Below are 20,434 nucleotides of genomic sequence, written 5' to 3' on the forward strand. Positions count from 1 at the left end.
ACTACGCCAACTGCACGACCTCGGCTACCAAGCCGACCTCACCCCACTCGCCGCATAGGTAAATCCACCGCTACCCATGGAGTTTCGTCTGAGTTATGGGCGCTTTATCCGGCGGGGTCCTTTCACGTTCGGGGGCGACTGTCCGCACCCGGCGGCTGGCGGATGTCCTCGTCCCGGCCGGTTGCTGTCACTGTTGCTGTCGGCGCTGGCTGCTCCGACGTCTACCGCAGGAGCTTCATGAAGCGTGCCGACCGTTCACAGACGTCCTCGTATCCGTGTTGGCGGTAGAGGCGGTGGGCGCGCTCTCGCTTGCGGCTGCTCGTAACCTCCATGCGAAGGCAGCCCAACTCCCTTGCTCGGCTCTCGGCGGCCTCAACCAGGCACCGCCCGATGCTCTTGCCGCGGTGCTGCTCGTCGACGACCAAGGCCACGAGGCGAGCCCACTTGCCCGTGACTTCGAGGAGCGGACTCACGTGCAGGGCCGCAACTCCGGCCAGTTCCCCACCCATGTCGGCGCCGATGAGCGCGCTTGTCGGGTCGTTCAGCCAGTAGTCCAGGCGCTCGTTTACTGCCGAGTCTTCGGCTGGGTAGCCGAGTTGTCCCAGCAGGACGGCTAATCGCGGCGCATCGCGCCGCGTGATCCGGCGCAGATGTAAGAGCGGGTGGCTCATGGGCAGTCCTTGGTGGCGGTCGTCGGCGAGGCGGCCAAGTCGCGCGAACTGCCGTCTTGCCCGCCCTGTGGCTGGTCCCCTCGTGGCGGCTCTGGCCTGATTGACAGGGCCAGGAAGGAACCTCGCTTGCTCTGCACGATGGGCCGATAGGAGGCGATGACTGCGGCAGCGAGGCAGACCCCGGCCGCTGCGATAAGCGGACTGCTGCTACTGAGATGAACGGCCCCGGCGCCAAGTGGGATGGCGAGAGCGATGGGCCCGAACATTGCCGTGTTGGCCGTCCCGGAAACTCGCCCGAGCATCTCCGCCGGAGTGTGCGTCTGCATCGCGGTGACCGCTGCAACCAGCGTCCAAGGCAGGCCGACGCCCGCTACCACTGAGGCTGCGAACATGGCCGGCCACCAAGGCAGGCAACGACCAATGCAGCCAGCAGCGAACAAGGCCGTGCCGGCTATGCCGACAGCAGCCGCGCCCCACCGAGTGATGAGTCGGCCGACGATGAGCCCGCCGAGGATGGAACCGACGCCCTGGGCGCTGACCAGCACCCCGAGAAACGTCGCCGGCAGGTTCAGCTCTGTGGTGACCATCGCGTAGAAGCCCGCCGTCGTGAAGCCGGACATCGCGATTGAGACGGCTGCGAGTGAGACGGGGACGCGAATCGCCGGTTGCCCGAACAGGACGGCAAGCCCTGCGCCGAGGCTGCGTTGCCGCTCGGTTGGCAGTTCGGGCGGCGTCTGAGTGAGACGCAGAGCTGCATACAAGGTGGCGACCAATACCGGCATGACCGCGCTGAGCACAGCGACGGCGTGTCCGCCCTGCCATGCGTAGAGGCCCGCGCCAGCCAAAGGAGCCACGAGCTTCATGCCCTCCTGGGCGCTAGACCGCCAGCCGTTGACGTCGCCGAGCTCCGCGGGGGAGAGAGCCGACGGCAGTAGCGCTGTCTCGCCTGCATCAATCAACACATAGCTGACGCCGTAGGCAAACGAGACGGCGAAGATCAGCCAAGCTTGGCCTGGTCCCTGTACGGCAAATAGACACAGTAGAACGGCGGCCAACGTGAGGTTCACTCCGATGATCAGAGGCCGCCTCGGTGCGCGGTCGAGCACGCCTCCCAGCCACGGCCCGGCGAGAACAGGGGCGTACACGCAAAGCTGCGCGAGCGCGGCGAGACTGCTGGAATCGGTGAGGTTGAGGATCCAGATTCCGGATACCAGGGACATGGCGCTGCTTCCGAGGCCAGACAGCAACGAAATCGCCACGAACAGCCCAGCGTTGCGGCGCATGAGTCCTCCAAGGTTGAGCCGAGACGGCTCACATCCTCAGTTCTTGAGCCTCTGCGAAGCAAGGCCGCCATCGAACGTCAATCCTCTGTTGACATTGCGGCCTCCATCCTCCTGGCGACCGCTTGTACTGGCCCCGGCAGTCGGCCACCCCCTACGTCCGCTAGGTCGCAAACGAGATGCAGCGCCAAGGCATACAGCGACCCCGGTGCAGCATCGAGAGCAAGTGCTGCCGTTCTGCGCACCAGCGCCGCCCGTCGGAACCGAGCGTCCCAACCTCGGTCCGTGTCAATCCACCGCTGAAGATCAGATACGGCTGCCCGCAACGCCGCGATTCGTGAGGAGTAGCGAAGATCAAGCTTTTGTCGCCTTGACCGTCGGGCCGCCGCGAGACGTTGGCGGCGCTGCTCGGCGGCTTGCCGGCTGCTCAGACCAAGCGCAGCAGCTATCTCCGCCCAAGTGGCACCCGCATAACGTGCACGGTCGATGAGTTCCAACTCTTGCTCATCAAGGCGAGTACGGGCACCTCTGAGTTCGGCCAAGTGAACGATCTCTGGGGTCACATGTCAACGCTACGTTGACAGCAAGCGAACCGCCTACTGGCCTTCCGGAAGTTGGCCGAGACCTGCCGAGGATGGAGTAGCCATCCCGATGCTCCTATGGAGGTCAAGGGGCGAGGGCGGCGAAGTCGGCCCGTAGGGCGGTGTAGACGTCGCGGACGATGTAGCGCTTCAGGCAGCGGAGGATCTCCTGTTTGCTGAGGTCTTCGCTGATGCGTTGTTGCAGGTAGGTCTGGGTGCGTTGGTCGTAGCGCATGCGGCATAGCTCGATGGTGTGCAGGGCGTGGTTGGCGCCGCGGTCGCCTCCTCGGTGCAGGCGGTGGCGGCGTACACGTCCGGAGCTGGCGGGGATGGGTGCTGCGCCGCAGAGGTGGGCGAGTGCTGCTTCGGAGCGCAGGCTATCGGGGTTGTCGCCGGCGGTGGTGAGCAGTTGAGCGGCGACGTCGGTGCCGACGCCGAACAGGGCGCTGGTGCGGGGTGCGGCCTGACGGACCAGCGGTGCCAACTGCCGGTCGAGGGTCGTGATCTCGTCGGTCAACGTAGTGACCCGTCGGGCGAGTCCGGCCAGCGCGGCGGCGGTGGCCTGTTCTGGGTCGTTGAGCTTGGTCGGGTCGATGGTGAGGGCGGTGCAGTGCTGCGCCCAGGAAGGACGCCGCCCGGGCCAAGAACAAGCGGCGCTGCTGCGCGGTGGGCCGCTGCTGCCAAGCCGTCCCGTCAACGCGCACGGTCAGCGACATCCGGGCCGCCCTGCGGGCCGCCCTCACCCACGCCCAAGCCGAAGACCTCATCACCAAGAACCCGGCCGTCCCGGTCACCCTCGCCACCGTCCGCCGCCGCCGGGGCAAGTCGTGGTCGAGCGACGAGGCCCGAAAGTTCCTCGAATCGGCCCGTGCCGACGAGGACTCGCTCTACGCCGCCTACGCCCTGGTCCTCGTCACCGGCCTGCGCAAGGGCGAGGCACTGGGACTGACGTGGGAGGACGTCGACCTCGACGCCGGAGAGCTGACCATCGGCCGCCAACTGCAACGCGTCCGCGGGCAGCTCCTCCATCGCGACACCAAGACCCAGGCGCCCGACGCCACCCTCCCTTTGCCCGACATCTGCCTTACCGCACTCAAGCTGAGAAGCGAACAGCGCGACGAGGCTGAAGCAGCCGCCGGCAAAGCGTGGCACGAAACCGACCTTGTCTTCACCACCCGCTATGGCACACCGATCGAGCCGCGCAACTTCCAACGCTCCTGGCGGACGAGGTGCGAGAAAGCAGGCGTCAAGGCGATCACCGTCCACGACGCCAAAAGAACCTGCGCCACGCTCCTGGCCGACCTCGACGTCCACCCGCGAGTCGCCATGCAGGTGCTCCGGCACGCAAGATTCTCGATAACGATGGAGATCTACACGCAGGTCTCGTCCAAGGCGACGAGAGAAGCACTCAAGCGCCTCGGCGACTCACTCGCGCAATGACCGGGCTGCTGTACTTAACTGCTGTACGCAAGCAAAAAGGCCACCTCCCGATCCCGGGAAGTGGCCTTTGACCTGCGTGGGCGATACTGGGATCGAACCAGTGACCTCTTCGGTGTGAAGCAGGATGCTGCACCTACTCTGACCTGCAAAAACGCGCAGCCGTGGGCGCAACTGCGTGCCGTCCGGTGCCGTTCGGTACGGTTGAGGGCCGTTCAGTGCACCCTGTTGCTCCCAACCTGCTCCCCGACCCCGGGCCTTACGCGGCTGCTGCGGCCAGGCTGGAACGGACCGTCCTGCAGGTCGTTCGTTAGAGATCGTGGCCGCTTACCCGAGCAGCCTTGGCTGACGCCGACGCCCGGCCAGCGACCGTTAGGCGCAGTCGCCCCCGACCCGCTTCCGCGGCCCGCTCGTCAACCGGGCATGCTCAGGAATGCCGCGCCTTATCAGCGGCTACTTATCTACTGGTGCTACGACCGCAGCCCGGCCAGGCTTGGTCGAGGTGGCCGGCGGGGTCGCTCTTTCAGCGGCTGCCCGCCGCGGGTTTGGTGTGGCTCTCATCTGGCATGCGTCCTGCCGGTCACCGTGGCGCGGAGAGGCTCAAGAGCGCCTCTGTGTGTCAAGTGGTGCGGGTCGGCCGACTTTGTTGATCTTTAAAGAGGCGCCGGTAGAGAACGTTGGTGAGGCGTCGTTTGAGCGCTCGTCTGGCCTCGGCCGGGGTCTTTCCTTCAGCGATCTTGCGTAGGTAGTAGACACGTCCGGGTCCGGGATCGCGGGCCTGGCAGACGGCGATGGTGTGTAGGGCGGTGTTGAGTTGGCGGTTGCCGGTGGTGTTGAGCCGGTGGCGGCGTCGCTCGCCGCTTGAGGTTTCCAGCGGCGCAGTGCCGATATAGCTGGCGAGGTGGTCGGCGGTCGGGAAGCGGGTGATGTCACCGATGTGGCCGAGGACTTTCCCGGCGAGGATGTGTCCGACGCCGTGGATGTCGGTAAGAGTGGAGCGGGTCGGGGCCAAGGCTTGACGGGTCTGGCCCTCATTCGCGGCGAGTTGCCGGTCCAGGCGGCGCACGTCGTTGAGGAGGTCGCGGGCGAGGTCACGGCGGCAGGCGTCGGTGGCGGTGAGTGGCCGCAGGCCTTGCATGAGGGCGGCAGCTTTGGCGGCGGTGAGGTCGGCCGGGGCGCCTCCGGGGATCAGGTCGCGCAGCAGGACGTGCAGGCGGTTGAGGACGCGGACTCGTTCGCCGGCCAGGTCGTCGCGGCGTTCAGCGAGTAGCCGCAGCTGCGTGGTGTGGTCTTCGGCGATGACCGGGCGCAGGCGTTTGTGGCGCATCGCAGCGTGGGCGACGCTGGCGGCGTCGGCTGGGTCGTTCTTGCGGGTGCCGCCGGTATCGAGCAGGCGGGCGCGGGCGGCAAGGGTGGCGGGCACGTCAACGACGTCTTCGCCGTTGGCGGCCAGCAGTTGGGCGATCCCGCGGCCGAGGCCGTTGGCGCCTTCAACGGCGAAGCGTCGCTGCGGCCAACGCCCAGCCCAACCCATTAACGTCTTGTATGTCCCGGCGTTGACGGTGACGCGTCGGGTGGCCAGTTGCCGGCCGGTGGGGTCCAGCGCGACGGCGGTCAGCGAGGCTTTGTGCGGGTCGATTCCGATCGTGATCACGGCGGGCAGCAGTTCCTTCACTCGTGGAGTCGAGATGCGCCGTGGTGGGCAGCCTGACTTCAAGAATCTCTTGCGCACGCCTCTGTCGAGCCACACCACGGCCGGGCGCCGGCCAGCGTTGGCACGCTCTTGAAGAGCCAGCCCTGCAGGGCGGCAAGGGGTTTGCGAGCCAGTACCGACCGGCGCCCTGACGCTACGGGCTGCAGACCCTCGCGTCTGACCTCAGTAGACAAGTCAGGGGTCTGCCCAGCTCGAAGTAGCGCTGCCCTCCTCGCCGGATTCAGCCCCGGTCTGATCGAGGAGGACGAGCGTGGGACAGGTCATCATCGGTATGGATCCGCATAAGCGGTCCGCGACGATCGAGATCATCAACGGCCGCGAGAAGGTCCTCGCGCAGGGCCGGTTCGGCACCGACCGCGACGGCTACCGGACGATGCTCAAGCTCGGTCGTCAGCACAAGGACCGGGTCTGGGCGGTGGAGGGTTGCAACGGCATCGGCCGGCACATCGCTCAACGGCTCGTCGCCGACGGCGAAACTGTGGTGGACGTGCCGGCGAAACTGTCCGCGCGGGCCCGGGTGTTCGACACCGGTCAGGGCCGCAAGACCGACCCGGTCGACGCCCACAGCGTCGCCGTCGCCGCCCTACGCGCCAAGGGTTTACGGCAGGTCACCGTCGACGATGTGACCGTTGCGTTGAGGCTGCTGGTCGACCGCCGCGATGGTCTCGGTCACGCCCGCACCGACCTGCTCAACCGCATTCACAAGCTGCTGCTGGAACTGCTGCCCGGTGGGGCGAAGAAATTCCTGTCAGCCGCCCAGGCCCGGACCCTGCTCAACACGATCCGGCCGCGTGATCTGGTCGGGCGCACCCGCCGCCGGCTCGCCTCCGAGCTGATCACCGAACTGGTCCAGGTCGACAAGAAGATCAAGGCCGCGGACAAGGAACTGACCGAGCTCCTCGCAACCACCGGCAGCAGCCTGCAGGACCTCAACGGCATCGGCCCCTCCGGCGCCGCCCGCCTGATCGGTGACGTCGCGGACATCAGTCGCTTCGCCAGCCGCGGGCACTTCGCCTCCTGGAACGGCACCGCACCCCTGGACGCGTCGTCCGGTGACCAGCAACGCCACCGCCTGTCCCGGGCCGGGAACCGGCGCATCAACCGGGCCCTGCACATCATGGCCGTCGTCCAGCTACGCCACGACACCGAAGGTCGCGCCTACTACCGGCGCAAACTCGCCGCCGGCAAAACACCGATGGAAGCCATGCGGGCACTCAAGCGCCGACTGTCCGACATCGTCTACAAGCAAATGATCAAAGACGCCAAGAAAGCCGGGACGGGCCCGGGAGGACACGTGGGGGCGACTCTTCAATCCAGCGCGGCCGACCGAATCCCCATGGTCAACACTTCGGAACAGTCACTTCCCGGACCCGCCGAACCCCAGCCTAGAACACCACTCCTCGCCGCCTCTTGATGGCATGAAGGAGCGGGGCCTCGCTCCTCGTGGGTCCCGGGCGGGATGCTCGGGGTGCTCACGTCTCACGACGAAGGAGGCCCCTCATGCAGGCGGAGTACGACGGCCGGCAGATCGTTGGCATCGATCTGCATCGGCGCCGGTCGGTGATCGTGCGGATGACCGAGGCGGGCGAGAAGCTCGAGACAGTGCGGATCGACAATGACCCGGTCGCGCTGGGGTTGGAGATCGCCAAGGCCGGCCCGGATCCGGAGGTGGTCCTGGAGGCCACGTATGGCTGGTACTGGGCTGTGGATGTGCTGGCCGCGGCCGGCGCTCGGGTGCATTTGGCGCATCCGTTGGGAGTGAAGGGGTTCGCCTACCGGCGGGTGAAGAACGACGCCCGTGACGCCGCCGATCTGGCGGATCTGCTGCGCATGGGCAGGTTGCCGGAGGCGTATGTGGCCCCGCCGGCGGTGCGGGAGTTGCGGGAGCTGGTGCGGTATCGGGCCAAGCTGGTGGCCTGGCGCAGCGGCCTGAAAGCGTCGGTGCACGCGGTGCTGGCCAAGCAGGGCGTGCACATCGCGGTCTCGGATCTGTTCGGCGTGGGTGGGCGGGAACTGCTCGCCCGGGCGCCGCTGGACGGCGCCTTCCGGGGCCGGGTGTCCTCACTATGTCGGCTGATCGACGCCGTTGATTTCGAGATCGACGCGGTCGGCGGACCGATCCGGGCCAGGCTTTCTCGGCATCGCGGTTACACGGCGATCCAGGCCATCCCCGGTGTCGGTCCGGTCCTGGCGGCGGTGTTCGTGGCGGAGATCGGCGAGGTCGACCGGTTCCCCGGCCCGGCGCAGCTGGCCTCGTGGGCCGGGCTGACCCCACGGCACCGTGAGTCCGACCTGGTCGTGCACCGGGGGCGGATCACCAAGCAGGGCTCCACGCTGGTGCGGTGGGCCGCGGTCGAGGCCGCCCACGGCGTCCCGCACACCGCCGGCTGGCTGACCGGCGCCCGCGCCCGCATCGCCGAACGCCGCGGACGCAACATCGCCACCGTCGCGGTGGCCCGCAAACTGCTCACCCTCGTCTACTACGGCCTACGCGACGGGCACATCCGTGCCCTCGCCCCGGCCCGGGCGGCGGCGTGAGCAGGTTCGGACGTGACCGGACGCGAGGCCGTTCTGTGTCTGACCCCCGTCGGCCGACGGCGAGGCCGCCCGCTTGATTGACCCCGTCCGGTCACGGTCGCACACCACCATGCCCCCAACCCAGGCGGGGCGAATGGATGACCGGCAGCCGAACCCGGCCTGCCCCACCGACAGCAGTCGGAACCTGGCGACGCGACCACCCACAACGCCTCCCGGCATCACGAGCATGGCGCGCACGGCGCCGGCGTCAAGGCCAAGCCCCTGCGGGGTGGGCCTACGGCCCAGCCGTTGACCCCGGCACCGCACACACGCCTGCCCGAAACCCATTGCCGGAACCGGAAAAATCAACGTCAGCCAGTCAAGACCCCAGCCTTGACCGGCCCCGCTCCTTCATGGATGACACAGAGGGGTGCCAGATGAGTACGGCGAAGCGCTTTCGTCGGCCGGCTCCGGGGGCGGCACTTTTCTGGCCGCCCCCGTGCCTGGTCGAATCCTTGCCGATACCGCAGCAGCGACGTCCACCCCGGTGCCGGCCACGCCTCGGCTCAAGCCTCAGCCGACGAGTGACAATCTCATCCCTGCAAGACGCGCCGCGGCTTGAACCGGCGAACCTCCTGCGGCCAGCCGCATGCCTCCGCGATTTTGCCGGCCCACATCCGGGCGGTCGCCTCATCCGGCACGTCCACGATGGTCAGGCCACCCAGGAACTCCTTGCTCTCGACATAGGGCCCGTCGGTGAAGACCATCGCACCGCTTGTGGCGTCTGCGTTGAAGACTGGGCCGTCCTCTTCCTCCAGGCCCCCGGCGAAGACGAATGCCCCGGCGGCCTTGATCTCATCAACAACCGCCCTGGCGAGTGGACCGCGCCCGCGGAACCACTCCTCGGTGTGGTCACCCACCCACTGCTGATTGAAGTAGATGAGGTACTCAGGCATGTCCGCTCCCTCTGATCGTCCCCGGACCCGACGTCCGTCTCTGCATACGCTACGAACGGCATCCGGCAGATCCGACACTCTCCAGCTTGATTTCTGTCAACCGGTCAACCGTCGCACTCACATCGGCAGTCCGGATGCGTGCACCGTGAACTGGTTACCTTGCGTGACGAGCGCTACGCGGCAGATCCGGATACGGCCACAACCGTCCTCGCGCGCGACTGTTACCGAGCAGCGGACGACGTGGCGATAGCAGGGTTGTACGCGGGTCCCCAAGATCGCCAACGACGCCGTTAGCGATCGGCGAAGAAAGCAGAAGTCGAGAGCGAGACCCGCTGACTTCCCGGGGCGGCCAGACCGACCAGGCGAGGGCGACATCATGGCCGGCGTCGCCCCGAGGAACACCAGGACTGCAGTGACGCCGGCTGTGAATCACGTGGCGGGCGGCGAGGCCGACCCAAGCACATGGTCCACAGCCGGCGAGTGTCAGAGCTGCCGAAGGATGGCCACCTTGTCGTACGCGACGGCGACGACGTCCGGCTTCCCGTCCCCGGTGACGTCACCGATGGCCAGGGAGTCCGCCTGGGGCCCGACCCCGTCGACCCTGTTCGTCGTGTACCCGCCGAGCTTCCCGGTCGACCGCTGCAGATAGACGCTCACCGCGAGCCAACTGTTGTGTGCGACGACCAGGTCCTTGCGGCCGTCGCCGGTCAGATCGCCGACAGTGAGGCCAGAGGCACTGTCGTAAGCGGGATATCTGGTCGGCGTCGTCGCGAGCCCACCGGCGCCCTGCGCGAAGACCTGGACGGCGGCGTCCGGAGTGTTGCCGTCAACGCTGGTCACCAGGTCGGCACGGCCATCGCCAGTCACGTCACCGACCGCCGCGCCGAGGCCGACGCGGCGAAAGCCGCTGCCGTCCGCGGGCGTCCGGTAGGTCGTCGCCGGCCCGAAGGAACCATCCGCGCGGCGCAGCCGCACCCACGTGCCGTGGCCGTAGAATTGCGCGATATCGATGCGGGCATCTCCGTTCAGGTCGGCGGCGAACACCTGGTCCAACGGTATGCCCGCGATGAACGGCCCTGTGATCGTCCGATATGCCTGGAAGGCATGCGCCGCAGTCTGCCTGTAGATCCTGACCTCGCCCGGCCGTGCGCCGACGACAAGATCCGGCCGTCCGTCCCCGGTCATATCCGCGATCGCCACGTCCCCGGCACCCCCGGAGACCAGCAGCGGCGCGGCGAGGCGCCCGCCCCGCTGAAACAGCACATCGACGCCAGCGGACGACGACATCGCCACGTCCGTGCGGCCGTCGCCGTCGATGTCGGCGACCGCGAGTTGCACGTTGCTGTTGTAACCGCCGTGCGCCTTGATCCTGGTGGGAGCGCCGAAACTGTGGTCGGCTCGCTGGGCGAAGACCAGCACAGAACTCGTCTGCGTGCCGTCGACGGCATCAATGCCGACGACGATGTCGCGTCGCCCGTCACCGGTGACGTCGGCGACAGCGACGGCGCTGGTCGCAGTCGACCCCGTGGCAAGGTACTTGGCGGCCGCGAATGTCCCTCCACTCGCCGCCTCAGCGGGCAGCGGCACCGCCACCCCGGCCGCTATGGCGAGCGTCGCGGCGATACCGACTCTTACACCTCTGTCCATTGTGCCCCCGTCATGTCCTGGCCCTCGATTGACGACCGTTCACGCGCCACGTGCCCTGATCACCGACGTCGCAAACCCCTGCCACGCCAAGCTCTGGACAGGCATGCACGTTCAGCGGTTGGTGTGGACTGCCGGCCACATCTGGCTCGACTCTGGCTGCTGTCGCCTCCGTGGCTGCCGGTCGAGCGCCTTGCGTCTGCAGCGCGCCGAAGAATGCTCGACCATGCAGCTCAGCGTCCCTGAGGCTCTACAGAGACGGTGTCGACGAGACCGACGCCCGTGCTTCTCGAAGCTGGTTCGCGCGGCGCTGGTGCCTTGGAGGCTGGCGCAACGCACTGGGTGGCGGCGGCGAGTGAGCCACTCGCGTTCGGGTGTCCTCGCCGTAGTCAGCGATCAGCGCGGGTGATCTTGGCTTCGCCAACGGCAACAGCCCGCAAATTTAGGCGCCGACCTCTACTCCGGCGGAACTGCCCCGCGGGCGCCAGGCCGCAGCCGCCGTCGGACCCGTGCCTGAACTCCCGGTGCCGACACCGGCTTGAACGCCCTCATATCCCCCGCAGCGATGAGACCGGCCGGCGTCTCCACGACGGGTAACACCTCGCAGTTGAGGACCGGCATGTCGTCCGTTGGACCGTCAAAGCGCAGTTGAACGTAGTCCATGACCAACTGGACTGAGTAGAGACGGAAGCCGACGAGACGACCCAGCAACGCGTTAGGTTCATACCCACCATGTCGCGACGGCATCCCGTCATAGTGCCTGAACACGCGCCAGCGAACAGCCTCAAATCGGCATGGGAGTGCACCCGATCAAGCTGCCTTTGATGCCGCCCATCGCCGTCGGTGGCGACGTCGATCGGCGGCCCATCCTGGTCACTCGATCGTCTCAGCCCCCGCCGGCCGCCCGGCCCTCGGCCCCGCGAAGTGGCTAACAAGCTGATTCCTTCGGGCACGCCGAAGAGGTCACCGGACAGGAACCCCTGGCCAGATGGCTGTCGGTGGGATTCGAGTCTCAGCTGCCGGAGTCCCTACCAGCTCCGCTGCGGCGGATCTAGAGCCGCACGTCGATGCAGGATGGTCCCGGCGACTGGCGTCGGCGGGACCAGGACGACAAGCCGGCAGTAGGCAGGCGGGGAGCAGCCAACGCTGACCACTTCGGTGTTCTCTGGGAGGTCACGCCAGGCCGCTCGCCGGCAGCACCGCAGGTCAAAGCCCTCGTCCCTATCCCGCGTCGGTGAGCACTTCGCGCTCAACGGACCGGTAGCGCCTTTGTGCCACCGCCCTTGATCGAGCGGGTCACCTTCAGGCCCCCCGACCAGTAGAAGCAGCGGATCCCCCGGTCACCGCGCGCCCACGCCTCCGCGGCCGGCACCAGGTACGAGGTGCCTGTGCGGTAGCGCAGCACGCCGTCGACCGGGACCTTCGCGTACCGGGCCACGAGGGCCCGGCACTTCGCGTGCACGCCGTCCTCGTCGCGGCCCGCGTCCGCGTACGAGGTGTCGGGCGCCGTCCACGAGCCGACGTACTCGAACGTGTGCGGCCGGGCGCAGCCGGTCTGCTCGAAGGCGCCGTACCGGTCCTCGTTCAGGCACCCGAAGGCCAGCGGTGACGGGCCCTTCAGTGCGTCCCGCAGGCTGCCGGTGTGCTGCACCGGGTGGTCGTCCGGATGCCGTTGCGCCGAGCCGCCGTCGGCCGTGTCCAGCTCAAAGATGTCGCACCGGAACCAGCGACTGCCACCCTGCCATCCGCCCGCCGACGGGGGCGCGACCTGCACCGTCAGGCGAGCGCCCCGCCAGTCGCCACCGACGAACGCGGTCGCCTTCGCGTCGCATTCGGCAAACGCCGGTCGCAGCACCGCCGAGCCCACCGGCGGCGGGGTTTCCCGTTCGGCTACCGCGCCGGTGAACGTGCCCAGGTAAAAGGTCTCCAGCAGGTGCTGCCGCGTGCAGTCGACCGGCTGGTAGCTGGTCAGGTAACTCGACGGTTCGGGAATCACGTGGCAGTCGCCCACCTTCGGGGTGAACTGCACGGCCGCCGCGGCGGGCCGCCAGTCGTCGGTCAGGTCGCCGTCCAGCCCGGCCGGTGCCCCGCACCCCGCCATCGCCGTCACCCCGGCCAGGGCGGCCACCGCCCCCCGTACCCGCAACCGTCGCATGTCACCCTCCCCGTCGTGCCGGCGCAGCATATGCCACCCGGAGGCTGAACTTCTTACGGTCACCGACTGGATGACGGCGTGGGAAGACCTCAGCGACGTCCTCGTCGCAGCCCTCGCCGTTGACGTCGACGTAGACCACCTTCGTGAGCTGGCGGTGGGCTTGCAGGTGCCGGCGGCATCAGCCCGCTGATGAACGAGACTGCGCCGCACTAGCCACAACCACCTAGGCCGTCGTAGATCCCGCGACGGCGGCGGCCTACAAACGACCCGCAAGTGGAAGTTGAAGAACGTGATCGGGACGGCCTTGGGTCGACAGCGGCGAGCCGCTGTCGACGGCTCGGACGGCTGGGTCATTGCCGGGCTCGGACTCGTGGTGGCCGCCTACCCGCGATTGGCCCTGCCGGGCCGAGCGGGTGCCGGTCGCCGTGCCGGTCCGCCGGCCTCTCCGGCCTCGGGTTGCTCGGAATCGACGCTGGAAGGATCGTCGAGCAGCGATGAGCTGAGGCGTACATCAGGGCAAGCATGTCCGGTGAGGACGGTCCTATGGACTCCCCCAGGCGATGGTTGCCTCACCCAAATGACCTGGGCGCAGGACTCTGGCTGCTCACGCTCCCGGACCGAACGGGTGCCGACACCATTGTATTGATCGTGGTGAGCCGAACCAATGAGATCACCCTGGCCTTCGACACGCTGCCCACTCGCCGGATTCACCCGAGGTCAGAACTGCTCCGGCATCGGATCGTTGTGCTGGCGTCCGCAGCCGCGGCCGCTACACGCGCAGGAAACAGCGGACGGTCCCGGCGTCCCCTGCTCCCAAATTGCTCCCAATTTAAGGGGCAACAGCCCGGGAAGCCCGTTACTGGTGGCTCCGGCGACGGGCTTCCTACCTGCATATATTTATGGTAGGCGATACTGGGATCGAACCAGTGACCTCTTCGGTGTGAACTCTCGGCGAGCCGGTCGGATCGGGCTTGATATGAGGTCAGAGGGCCTGCTGGTGCGCTTCTCGGCTCGGTTCGGCTGGCACGGCTGCTGTACTTCGGTGCTGTACTGCTGGCATCAGACGAGGCGCAGTACGCGGACCTTCGGGCGCTCGTTTCTCAGGTGGCCTTGCTTGTGTTGGCGGACCTGCTCGTCCCAGACCTCCTGGTCGTAGTCCGGGTCGGGTGGGATCCACTTGTGGGAGCCGTCGCTGTAGTGGAACTTCTCGTCGCCGGGTCGAAGGATGCTCATCGGGTCCAGCCGAGGAAGCGGTAGTGCAGGTGGCCGGCGGGGACGTGGGTCAGGTCCTGGGCGGCGTCGACGAGTTGGGCGGCGAGGTAGAGGGCTAGCGACACCGGGGCCTGGTCGTACTCGGCTCGCAGCTCCCGCCGCCGGGTCTGGCATGGCCACTCCCACCCGCAGCCGCCGCACGTCCACGCCGGCCTGATCGGGAGGTGCGCCGTCATCGCCGGCGGTCCTGGCTGGGCCAGTGGCCGCGGTTGATTGGGATGCGGTGACGGCTTCGGCACGGCAGGGTCGCGCCGCAGCGGCAGACGTGTCGCCAGTGCCGCCACGACCACACGGGCCGATGGCGACGGGCGAGGGTGAGCGCCGCCGCCAAGATGTACTCGTCGTAGGAGACCCGCTTCATCGGCTCGCCGGAGCCGTCGGGGTCACGGGCCGCCGAGTGGGGTAACTGGAAGGGAGCACTGCGCCTCCTCGTGCCGCAGGTGTCCGGGGGCGTGGATGCCCGATCGCGGGGGATGCGCCGGACATCCACGCCGGCGAGGACGGCCCACAGCGCCAACCGGGGGAATCGACCTCCTCGGCAACCTCCCACAGGTACCGTTGGGTAGTCAAGGGCTGGTGTAGGTGGTCTACTCGTGTTGCCAACCGAGGGGAACACCGTGCCACCGCGTTACCGCTACGAGCAGATCGCCGACGACCTGGCCGAACGCATCGCGTCCGGCGAATTCCCGCCGGGCTCAAAGCTGCCCAGCCGGCGGGAGTTGATCGAGCACTACGAGGTCACCGAGCCGGTCATCGATCGCGCCATGCAGGTATTACGCATCAAGGGCATGACTGAGACCCTGCCCGGCGTGGGCGTTTTCGTCGCCGAGTAGTTCCTTCAGGAGCCGTCGCAGCGATCGCGACCCCTGGCTCCTTAGCGCGCCGCTACGCTGGCCCCAAGGATTTGCATGGCTTCCGAACCGGACTACGACGCCGAGTACGCGCGACGCATCGAGCGACTCGCTAATGCAGTTGTGGATGCCGCGTTTGACGAAGGGTGGTTGACCTTCCTGCCCGAGGACGGGCATCAGACGCGGCTTCAGCGCGCGATCAACGAGCTGGCCCGGAACTTTCGCTTCAAGCACTTCGATGGCGACGGCTGCTTGGAACATGGCCGATGACTTCTTCGGTGTGAACGCTGATACGGAGCATCGTTGGGTGTCATCCGCTGCCGTCTTGCGCCCCTGAGCACGTCCACGATGCTGCCTGTTGACGTGTTATGCCAGCTGATGCCGGTGGTCTCGCTGCCTTCTCGCTGCTTGCCGCCAATATTCAGGGGGCACAGGCCAGACTCCGGGCACGCGCGTGGCCGGGTAACGGGCTATCACCTCCCTTAGGTTGACGTCACGACAAGTCGCCGACGTCGCCCGCGCTCTACCGGCTATGTGACGGAGCCGCCGATGACGGTGACGGCGATGGCGACGGGCCCTCGGTCGGGTTGCTGGATGCGGCCGCCCATGCGGAACCAACCATCCAGGCCAAGGCGACGGCAAGGATCACGATAGCCCCCCGCACGGCCGCCCAGAACGCCTTCAACAGCTGCGGTACGAGCGCCTTGGCCTTCTTGTAGTCCGACCAGGCCCGGTGAGCAACCTGATAGGCCCGGCCGGCTAGAAACCCGATCGCAACACTGATGATGACTAGAACGGACGCGCTCGTGGTCATCCACTCACGTTTGCATGACGCATCGCTGATAGTCACTGGACCGAAACAGCAGCAGCGGTGACGGGTTGCCGACACCTGCGCGTTAGACGAAGGCTCTAGAGGGTCCTGCCGGCAGGGTCTGATCTGCGCATTACGAGTCGGTAGCCGGGCGCTGGTCCGCCGGCTGCTCCTCCTACTCGACCCGATACCCCGGTCCGTGGTTGTCCGCTGCTGTTCGCCGGTTTGGCTGCTCACTTGGCTGCTCGGCGAGCCTCGGCGGCTTGCCGGTGATGTGAGTCGAAGGCCGCGAGCCAGTCGGATCAAACGGAGTGCACCAGCCGGAAACGCTGGGCCAGCACCAGGGTGTCGTCGTCGACGGTGAAGCCGGGATCGCCCAGCTCCGCGCGCACTTCCTCGCTCTGCCAGAACGCCTCGTGCCCGGCCCGCCACTGCGCCACAGACTCATCTCCCTCGCCCTCGTCGAGAGCGTGTTGCAGATCGACATCGGCGAGCCGGACCACACGCACCTCGGTCAGCTCGATCACCGCGACGCGCCGGCCCTCCGAGTCCAGCACCGCCGATCGCTGGCCGACCTGACCAATGCTCCGTCGCCCTGAACGTCGTCACCGATCTTGCACCTGTTGCCGTCGGTAAGGTTCCTATACCCTTCCGTCATGGTGGCGGGCGAGATACACCAGCAGACGGGCAGCATCGGCATTGACCGTGCCAAACGCTGGCTGGACAACACCACGCGCGTTTCGTCCATCTATACGAACACCGAAAAGGTCTTTGGCGACCTCCTCCATTTCAGGTGGCCGCATGGCGGCCAGTCATTCAGCTTCGACATCGGCGGAAAGTTGCGGGGCGGCGCCCTGCACGACAAATCCTTCATGGCCGAGGTGAAGGCCTATAAGTACGAAATGGACTCCGCGAGGGAGTACGCGGAGTTTGTTGCGGAGTGCTATGTGGCCTTTCAGGACAAGCCGGACTATTGCGATAATCTGATCTGGCTCTCATGGGCCCCGTTCCAGGCTCAGAGTTGGCACAAGCATCGGACGCCAGAAACCATCAGGAAGCACCTCCTGCATAAGGAAAATATCCATCGCGTTTTTGGGACGACTTCTGTCGAGGAAGCGAAGGCAAAGCTCAACGAACAAGTCGTTTATGAACTCACAAATCGGTTGTGGCTACTAACTCTCTGCGAGGAGCAAGAGAGTTTAGTGATAACTACCGACAACTACAACCGGCTTAGAGCGTTCATGGGTGTTGATGAGGAGTCGAGATGAACGGCAGTATAGGTGTCGCCCTAAGTCGAGCCCTCGATTACAACACCCCTGACAGCCGGATAGATTACTTGAAGACCACCGTTAGCAACTTCCTTCATGCGGGCGACCCGAGTATGCAGGTTCGGAAGACGGAGTTCTTCAACCACACGTTCGCCCCAGACTTGGTGCTTACATGGCCCAAAGAGGGACGCGAACGACTGGTCTTCCTGAGAACCAATCCGGATCCACGTTGGCTCGCCTCTGATCTTCGGGCAATTTCCGACAGCCATCCAATCATTCTCACTCTTGATACATGGAATCAGAGGCGGGATGAGCGGCCGAGGCTAGAGCTTTCAGAGGCTGCGGTAGGAGCTTCCGCTCTCGTTACGGATCCAGCGGCAATCGAAGAGTTGACTGCATTAGAGTCCCCCATAACATCGGTCTTATCTAATGCCGTAATGCGAGGCGGCCTAGGCGTCGTCGACGGGGATTCAGCGCGGGCCGTGGCTGAGTCTGCTGTCATCGGGTTTGACGGGGCCGCGAGCCTAGAGCCTGAGCCTATTCGCGCTGCCCTGTCGAGGGCCGAAGCAATACTTAACGACGAGCAGGCCGGGCGTTTCAGCAGGCTATACCAAGTAGTCTGGGAAGGCCATGGCGGCGCTGTAGAGAACTTCCCTTCTGCACGCAACATGGTCGGGCCGATGACGAGCAGCGACCTAGCGCTCGTTCTCTCAACTCTTGATACGCAGGACATTCAGTTCTGGCGCAGGATTGGCCACAGCCTTACACTTGACCAGTTAACTACCCTCGGCCAGTTGCAAGGCTCCCCGGCTTTAGGCCTGTTGGTCGAAGCTAATGCTGATCGCCTCGTTGCTAGAGGGGTTCGCGTCTTTGGTAGTGCGGATCCAGCGACGGAGCAAGATCCAGCTCATTGGAGCATTGAGAGAAATTGCCTCGTCCTGCGGGGTATCGGGTGGACTGCCTTCTTTGCACCGCGCTCCACCGATCTCCCCGCCTATGACAGTCGGAGAGGAATTCCTGTCGAGTCGCTGGTATCGGCCATTCGTGATCTCGGTGCCAGGATGACTGAGGTCAAGGTGAAGCAGAACAGCTTCGCCATCTCGATCGAGGCCGTTGGCAGCGCCGATGTTGTCGACAGCCCAGACTTCGGCCAGCTAGCTTCGCGGGGTGGTTCTATTGCGAATAGTGCAGCAATAGCGATGACGAGTGGACGCAATCTAATTGCGGACTTCATTACGGGAACCGCTACCGGCCACACAAACGCCACGTTCACCATCCGTGAACTCGGCCCAGCCGCCATCAAACTGCTCCTGCAATTGGGGGAGCGAGAGACCTCGGATTTGACGGCGCGCATGAGACGCGAGAGTAACGGCGAAATTGTCCAGCCGCCGCTCTGGGATTGATGCGTTCGGGTTTGGTCGCCATCCGATGATCTCCTACGGGCCGTCAAGCCGGCGCTTGACCCCCAGGCAACCGGCCTTGCAGTTCACCAACTACAGGTAAGGCGCAGGCTGCGGTGCAGGTCCCCGTTTAGGTCACATCGCGCTACCTGGGCAGACGTCCTCGCCAATGGTCATCGTTGGTTGGCCGTATCCGACCTCCGACGGCCCGGCGACGGCCTGGGTACTTCCACGTACGCCCCACGCGCCAGCTAGTGCCGTGGAGGACCACGGGCTTAAAAGGCACAGACCGACGGTTGACCGGGACCGCGTTACAACGAGCGCGCCCCTCGCTGCCGGAACTAGGATCGATGGAGGAGGTGTCTCATGCCTTTTGTCGCCGGTGCCGCGCTCCTGGTCGCCGGGGTGGCCATCCTGCTGCTGCCCGCCCGGTTCGTCCGAGCCGAACAGGAGCAGTACGCCCCCATCGTCGGGAGGGCGGCCGGGCGCATCCTGACCCGTTTGGTCCTGGTACTGGTCGCGTCCACCCTCGTCGCATCCGGCGCGGCGTTGATCGCACAGGCCGCAAATTCCGCCTGACCGGTCCGCAAAATGGCCGATCTGTGAATTGAGGGCTGAGCGCAGTCAGACGTTGAAGCGGAACTAAGAGCCGCTACGCCGCCACCAGCGGCAACGGCCTTCGACACCTGCTCACGGGGGGCCTCGGGCTGCCATCGTCGGTGGCTGGTTGACGACGTTTGACAGTGTCTTGTGCCCCCAGGGTGCCCACACTGCCAGGGGGCTCTCACAAGTCGGCCTGGCCTGCCAGGGTCGCGACCTGCCCCCCAGGCGACCCCTCTCCCCGCCAGTCCCCGCTAATCCCCCGCCGCAACCTGTCGACCTGGCATGGTTCTGGCACGCGCCGTCACTGCCACCCGTTCCCGGCCAACAGCTGTGCAGGAAGGCAGTTCCGCCTGCCGGGCGTTCGGGCCTCCTGCCGGGGCCATCGGTCAAGCACAGCGCTCACTTGACTCATCGTCTCCTCACGGAACTGGCGTCCAGGACTGGTGCGCGAGATGCTGGAGGTCCACCGTCCATTCAGGAGGCAACTGTGTCGGTGCTCAACCTTGCAAACGCCATTGAGCAGGTCGCCGAGAGCGCGGTCGCGGCAGCCCGTCGCTCTGGCGAGACCCTGACCCGCGAGTTCCTCAAGGATCACGCGGCAAAGATGCGCTCAGACGCCGGCCGAGTGTTCGTCGAGTCTCGCAACGAGCACGCCGATTCTCGGCTTCAAGATTTGGCGATCTTCAAAGCGACACGTACTGGAGACAAACACGTGCTACCAGGACGAGGGCTCCTCCTGCCCCCGGATGCAGAAGGGGCCCGACTGACGAGGGCCGGCCACGTCAAGGTAGCGAAGCGTTGGCGGAAGTCCACAAAAGGCGAGAAATTAGTGCAGGACGGATTCGATGTGATCGACCTGACGGGGCACCTTGAGTCACGGATCTGCAAGAAGTTCAACGAGGCCGCGGCGGCCGCAGAGGAGCTGGAGCGGCTGACGGCAGAGCGTCTGGCAGGCGAGTACCGGGGCCGCCTGTCCTGACACCAATGGGCTTGCACCCTATCCCGCAGTATCCGGCGTACAGGTCGACTCGTCCGTCGCCCACCAGATCAGCCGCCCGTATGTGGTGGCTGACCTGCTGTTTCTTCGGGCGCTGCCGGTCGTTCTCGGTCATCCTTGGTCGGCGCTTGACGGCCCAACAACGGCCCAGACGGCCCGTAGCCGGCCCAGTGACCCCTCGCTTGTAAGAGGAAGATGCCCCTGGCGGGGCGCCCACGGGTTTGTGAAACTTGATGCGTCGCCCGCTGACGTCGACAGAACTTGGCACCACGAGTCC

At 66.2% G+C, this 20,434-nt stretch carries 19 protein-coding genes and 2 pseudogenes; 9 read left to right on the top strand and 12 right to left on the bottom strand.

The features are described 5' to 3' along the window. Positions 1-221: 221 nt before the first annotated feature. The 4 genes from ACFYPD_RS33600 to ACFYPD_RS33615 form a co-directional block, all read right to left on the bottom strand. Positions 222-671 (bottom strand): GNAT family N-acetyltransferase, encoded by a 450-nt coding sequence (locus tag ACFYPD_RS33600; RefSeq protein WP_387122684.1) that lies wholly within the window; start codon positions 669-671, stop codon positions 222-224. After that, on the bottom strand, positions 668-1,954 hold the full coding sequence (locus tag ACFYPD_RS33605) for an MFS transporter (protein WP_387122687.1): 1,287 nt from the start codon (positions 1,952-1,954) through the stop codon (positions 668-670). Before ACFYPD_RS33605 ends, ACFYPD_RS33600 begins: the two co-directional genes overlap by 4 nt. A gap of 77 nt (positions 1,955-2,031) precedes the next feature. Beyond that, a complete protein-coding gene (locus ACFYPD_RS33610; protein WP_387122690.1) occupies positions 2,032-2,514 on the bottom strand; it encodes a hypothetical protein in 483 nt (160 codons plus the stop codon). Between the two features lie 103 nt (positions 2,515-2,617). Continuing rightward, complete coding sequence (locus ACFYPD_RS33615) at positions 2,618-3,049, bottom strand: transposase (protein ID WP_387122692.1); 432 nt, start codon at positions 3,047-3,049, stop codon at positions 2,618-2,620. An 82-nt stretch (positions 3,050-3,131) separates the two neighbouring features. Here ACFYPD_RS33615 and ACFYPD_RS33620 point away from each other — a divergent pair. Continuing rightward, positions 3,132-3,972 (top strand): annotated as a pseudogene (locus ACFYPD_RS33620) (tyrosine-type recombinase/integrase); the annotation flags it as partial. A gap of 616 nt (positions 3,973-4,588) precedes the next feature. Here ACFYPD_RS33620 and ACFYPD_RS33625 read toward each other — a convergent pair. Beyond that, on the bottom strand, positions 4,589-5,644 hold the full coding sequence (locus tag ACFYPD_RS33625) for an IS110 family transposase (RefSeq protein ID WP_387122694.1): 1,056 nt from the start codon (positions 5,642-5,644) through the stop codon (positions 4,589-4,591). 289 nt (positions 5,645-5,933) lie between these two features. Here ACFYPD_RS33625 and ACFYPD_RS33630 point away from each other — a divergent pair, with 289 nt between their 5' ends. Together ACFYPD_RS33630 and ACFYPD_RS33635 are read left to right on the top strand one after the other, a co-directional pair. Continuing rightward, the gene (locus tag ACFYPD_RS33630) at positions 5,934-7,097 is read left to right on the top strand and encodes an IS110 family transposase (RefSeq protein ID WP_387122697.1); all 1,164 of its coding nucleotides are present in this window, start codon (positions 5,934-5,936) and stop codon (positions 7,095-7,097) included. An 86-nt stretch (positions 7,098-7,183) separates the two neighbouring features. Beyond that, positions 7,184-8,221: an IS110 family transposase gene (locus ACFYPD_RS33635; protein ID WP_387122700.1), complete on the top strand. Its 1,038-nt coding sequence runs from the start codon at positions 7,184-7,186 to the stop codon at positions 8,219-8,221. Positions 8,222-8,793: 572 nt separating this feature from the next. Here ACFYPD_RS33635 and ACFYPD_RS33640 read toward each other — a convergent pair. From ACFYPD_RS33640 to ACFYPD_RS33660, 5 genes are all read right to left on the bottom strand, one after another. Beyond that, on the bottom strand, positions 8,794-9,156 hold the full coding sequence (locus tag ACFYPD_RS33640) for a YciI family protein (RefSeq protein WP_350874083.1): 363 nt from the start codon (positions 9,154-9,156) through the stop codon (positions 8,794-8,796). Positions 9,157-9,639: 483 nt separating this feature from the next. After that, positions 9,640-10,749 carry an FG-GAP repeat domain-containing protein gene (locus ACFYPD_RS33645; RefSeq protein ID WP_387122704.1) on the bottom strand — a complete coding sequence of 370 codons (1,110 nt, stop codon included), beginning with the start codon at positions 10,747-10,749 and terminating at the stop codon, positions 9,640-9,642. A gap of 1,300 nt (positions 10,750-12,049) precedes the next feature. Then, positions 12,050-12,955: a septum formation family protein gene (locus tag ACFYPD_RS33650; RefSeq protein WP_387122707.1), complete on the bottom strand. Its 906-nt coding sequence runs from the start codon at positions 12,953-12,955 to the stop codon at positions 12,050-12,052. Between the two features lie 1,059 nt (positions 12,956-14,014). Beyond that, entirely contained in the window at positions 14,015-14,188 is a 174-nt protein-coding gene (locus ACFYPD_RS33655; RefSeq protein ID WP_355059436.1) for a hypothetical protein, read from the bottom strand. Further along, on the bottom strand, positions 14,185-14,403 hold the full coding sequence (locus tag ACFYPD_RS33660; protein ID WP_387122710.1) for a flavin reductase: 219 nt from the start codon (positions 14,401-14,403) through the stop codon (positions 14,185-14,187). The genes ACFYPD_RS33655 and ACFYPD_RS33660 overlap by 4 nt, the downstream gene beginning before the upstream one ends. 417 nt (positions 14,404-14,820) lie before the next feature. Between ACFYPD_RS33660 and ACFYPD_RS33665 the strand changes: the two genes are divergently transcribed. Together ACFYPD_RS33665 and ACFYPD_RS33670 are read left to right on the top strand one after the other, a co-directional pair. Beyond that, positions 14,821-15,060, top strand: a complete 240-nt coding sequence (locus ACFYPD_RS33665) for a GntR family transcriptional regulator (protein WP_357092700.1) — start codon at positions 14,821-14,823, stop codon at positions 15,058-15,060. 75 nt (positions 15,061-15,135) lie between these two features. Further along, entirely contained in the window at positions 15,136-15,348 is a 213-nt protein-coding gene (locus tag ACFYPD_RS33670) for a hypothetical protein (protein WP_387122713.1), read from the top strand. A 253-nt stretch (positions 15,349-15,601) separates the two neighbouring features. On the opposite strand, the gene ACFYPD_RS33675 is transcribed toward ACFYPD_RS33670, so the two are convergent. Together ACFYPD_RS33675 and ACFYPD_RS33680 are read right to left on the bottom strand one after the other, a co-directional pair. Further along, a complete protein-coding gene (locus ACFYPD_RS33675) occupies positions 15,602-15,892 on the bottom strand; it encodes a hypothetical protein (RefSeq protein ID WP_387122716.1) in 291 nt (96 codons plus the stop codon). 299 nt (positions 15,893-16,191) lie between these two features. Beyond that, a pseudogene (locus ACFYPD_RS33680) lies at positions 16,192-16,461 on the bottom strand (ASCH domain-containing protein); the annotation flags it as partial. An 84-nt stretch (positions 16,462-16,545) separates the two neighbouring features. Here ACFYPD_RS33680 and ACFYPD_RS33685 point away from each other — a divergent pair. The 4 genes from ACFYPD_RS33685 to ACFYPD_RS33700 all read left to right on the top strand — a co-directional run bounded on the left by ACFYPD_RS33685 (position 16,546) and on the right by ACFYPD_RS33700 (position 20,139). Beyond that, entirely contained in the window at positions 16,546-17,157 is a 612-nt protein-coding gene (locus ACFYPD_RS33685) for a hypothetical protein (RefSeq protein WP_387122719.1), read from the top strand. Continuing rightward, complete coding sequence (locus ACFYPD_RS33690; RefSeq protein WP_387122722.1) at positions 17,154-18,560, top strand: hypothetical protein; 1,407 nt, start codon at positions 17,154-17,156, stop codon at positions 18,558-18,560. Before ACFYPD_RS33685 ends, ACFYPD_RS33690 begins: the two co-directional genes overlap by 4 nt. A 363-nt stretch (positions 18,561-18,923) precedes the next feature. Continuing rightward, the gene (locus ACFYPD_RS33695) at positions 18,924-19,136 is read left to right on the top strand and encodes a hypothetical protein (RefSeq protein WP_387122724.1); all 213 of its coding nucleotides are present in this window, start codon (positions 18,924-18,926) and stop codon (positions 19,134-19,136) included. A gap of 511 nt (positions 19,137-19,647) precedes the next feature. Continuing rightward, positions 19,648-20,139, top strand: coding sequence for a hypothetical protein (locus ACFYPD_RS33700; protein WP_387122727.1), 492 nt, complete (start codon positions 19,648-19,650; stop codon positions 20,137-20,139). The last annotated feature ends 295 nt before the right edge of the window (positions 20,140-20,434 follow it).

Origin of the sequence: Micromonospora sp. NPDC005299 (assembly GCF_042872345.1) — a bacterium.
Lineage (GTDB): Bacteria > Actinomycetota > Actinomycetes > Mycobacteriales > Micromonosporaceae > Micromonospora.

Excerpts from the sequence above, each read along its gene's own strand:
- ACFYPD_RS33600 (WP_387122684.1), bottom strand. The coding sequence starts at position 671 with ATGAGCCACCCGCTCTTACATCTGCGCCGGATCACGCGGCGCGATGCG.
- ACFYPD_RS33605 (WP_387122687.1), bottom strand. The coding sequence starts at position 1,954 with ATGCGCCGCAACGCTGGGCTGTTCGTGGCGATTTCGTTGCTGTCTGGC.
- ACFYPD_RS33635 (WP_387122700.1), top strand. The coding sequence starts at position 7,184 with ATGCAGGCGGAGTACGACGGCCGGCAGATCGTTGGCATCGATCTGCAT.
- ACFYPD_RS33640 (WP_350874083.1), bottom strand. The coding sequence starts at position 9,156 with ATGCCTGAGTACCTCATCTACTTCAATCAGCAGTGGGTGGGTGACCAC.
- ACFYPD_RS33650 (WP_387122707.1), bottom strand. The coding sequence starts at position 12,955 with ATGCGACGGTTGCGGGTACGGGGGGCGGTGGCCGCCCTGGCCGGGGTG.
- ACFYPD_RS33655 (WP_355059436.1), bottom strand. The coding sequence starts at position 14,188 with ATGAGCATCCTTCGACCCGGCGACGAGAAGTTCCACTACAGCGACGGC.
- ACFYPD_RS33660 (WP_387122710.1), bottom strand. The coding sequence starts at position 14,403 with ATGACGGCGCACCTCCCGATCAGGCCGGCGTGGACGTGCGGCGGCTGC.
- ACFYPD_RS33670 (WP_387122713.1), top strand. The coding sequence starts at position 15,136 with ATGGCTTCCGAACCGGACTACGACGCCGAGTACGCGCGACGCATCGAG.
- ACFYPD_RS33675 (WP_387122716.1), bottom strand. The coding sequence starts at position 15,892 with ATGACCACGAGCGCGTCCGTTCTAGTCATCATCAGTGTTGCGATCGGG.
- ACFYPD_RS33685 (WP_387122719.1), top strand. The coding sequence starts at position 16,546 with ATGGTGGCGGGCGAGATACACCAGCAGACGGGCAGCATCGGCATTGAC.
- ACFYPD_RS33690 (WP_387122722.1), top strand. The coding sequence starts at position 17,154 with ATGAACGGCAGTATAGGTGTCGCCCTAAGTCGAGCCCTCGATTACAAC.
- ACFYPD_RS33695 (WP_387122724.1), top strand. The coding sequence starts at position 18,924 with ATGCCTTTTGTCGCCGGTGCCGCGCTCCTGGTCGCCGGGGTGGCCATC.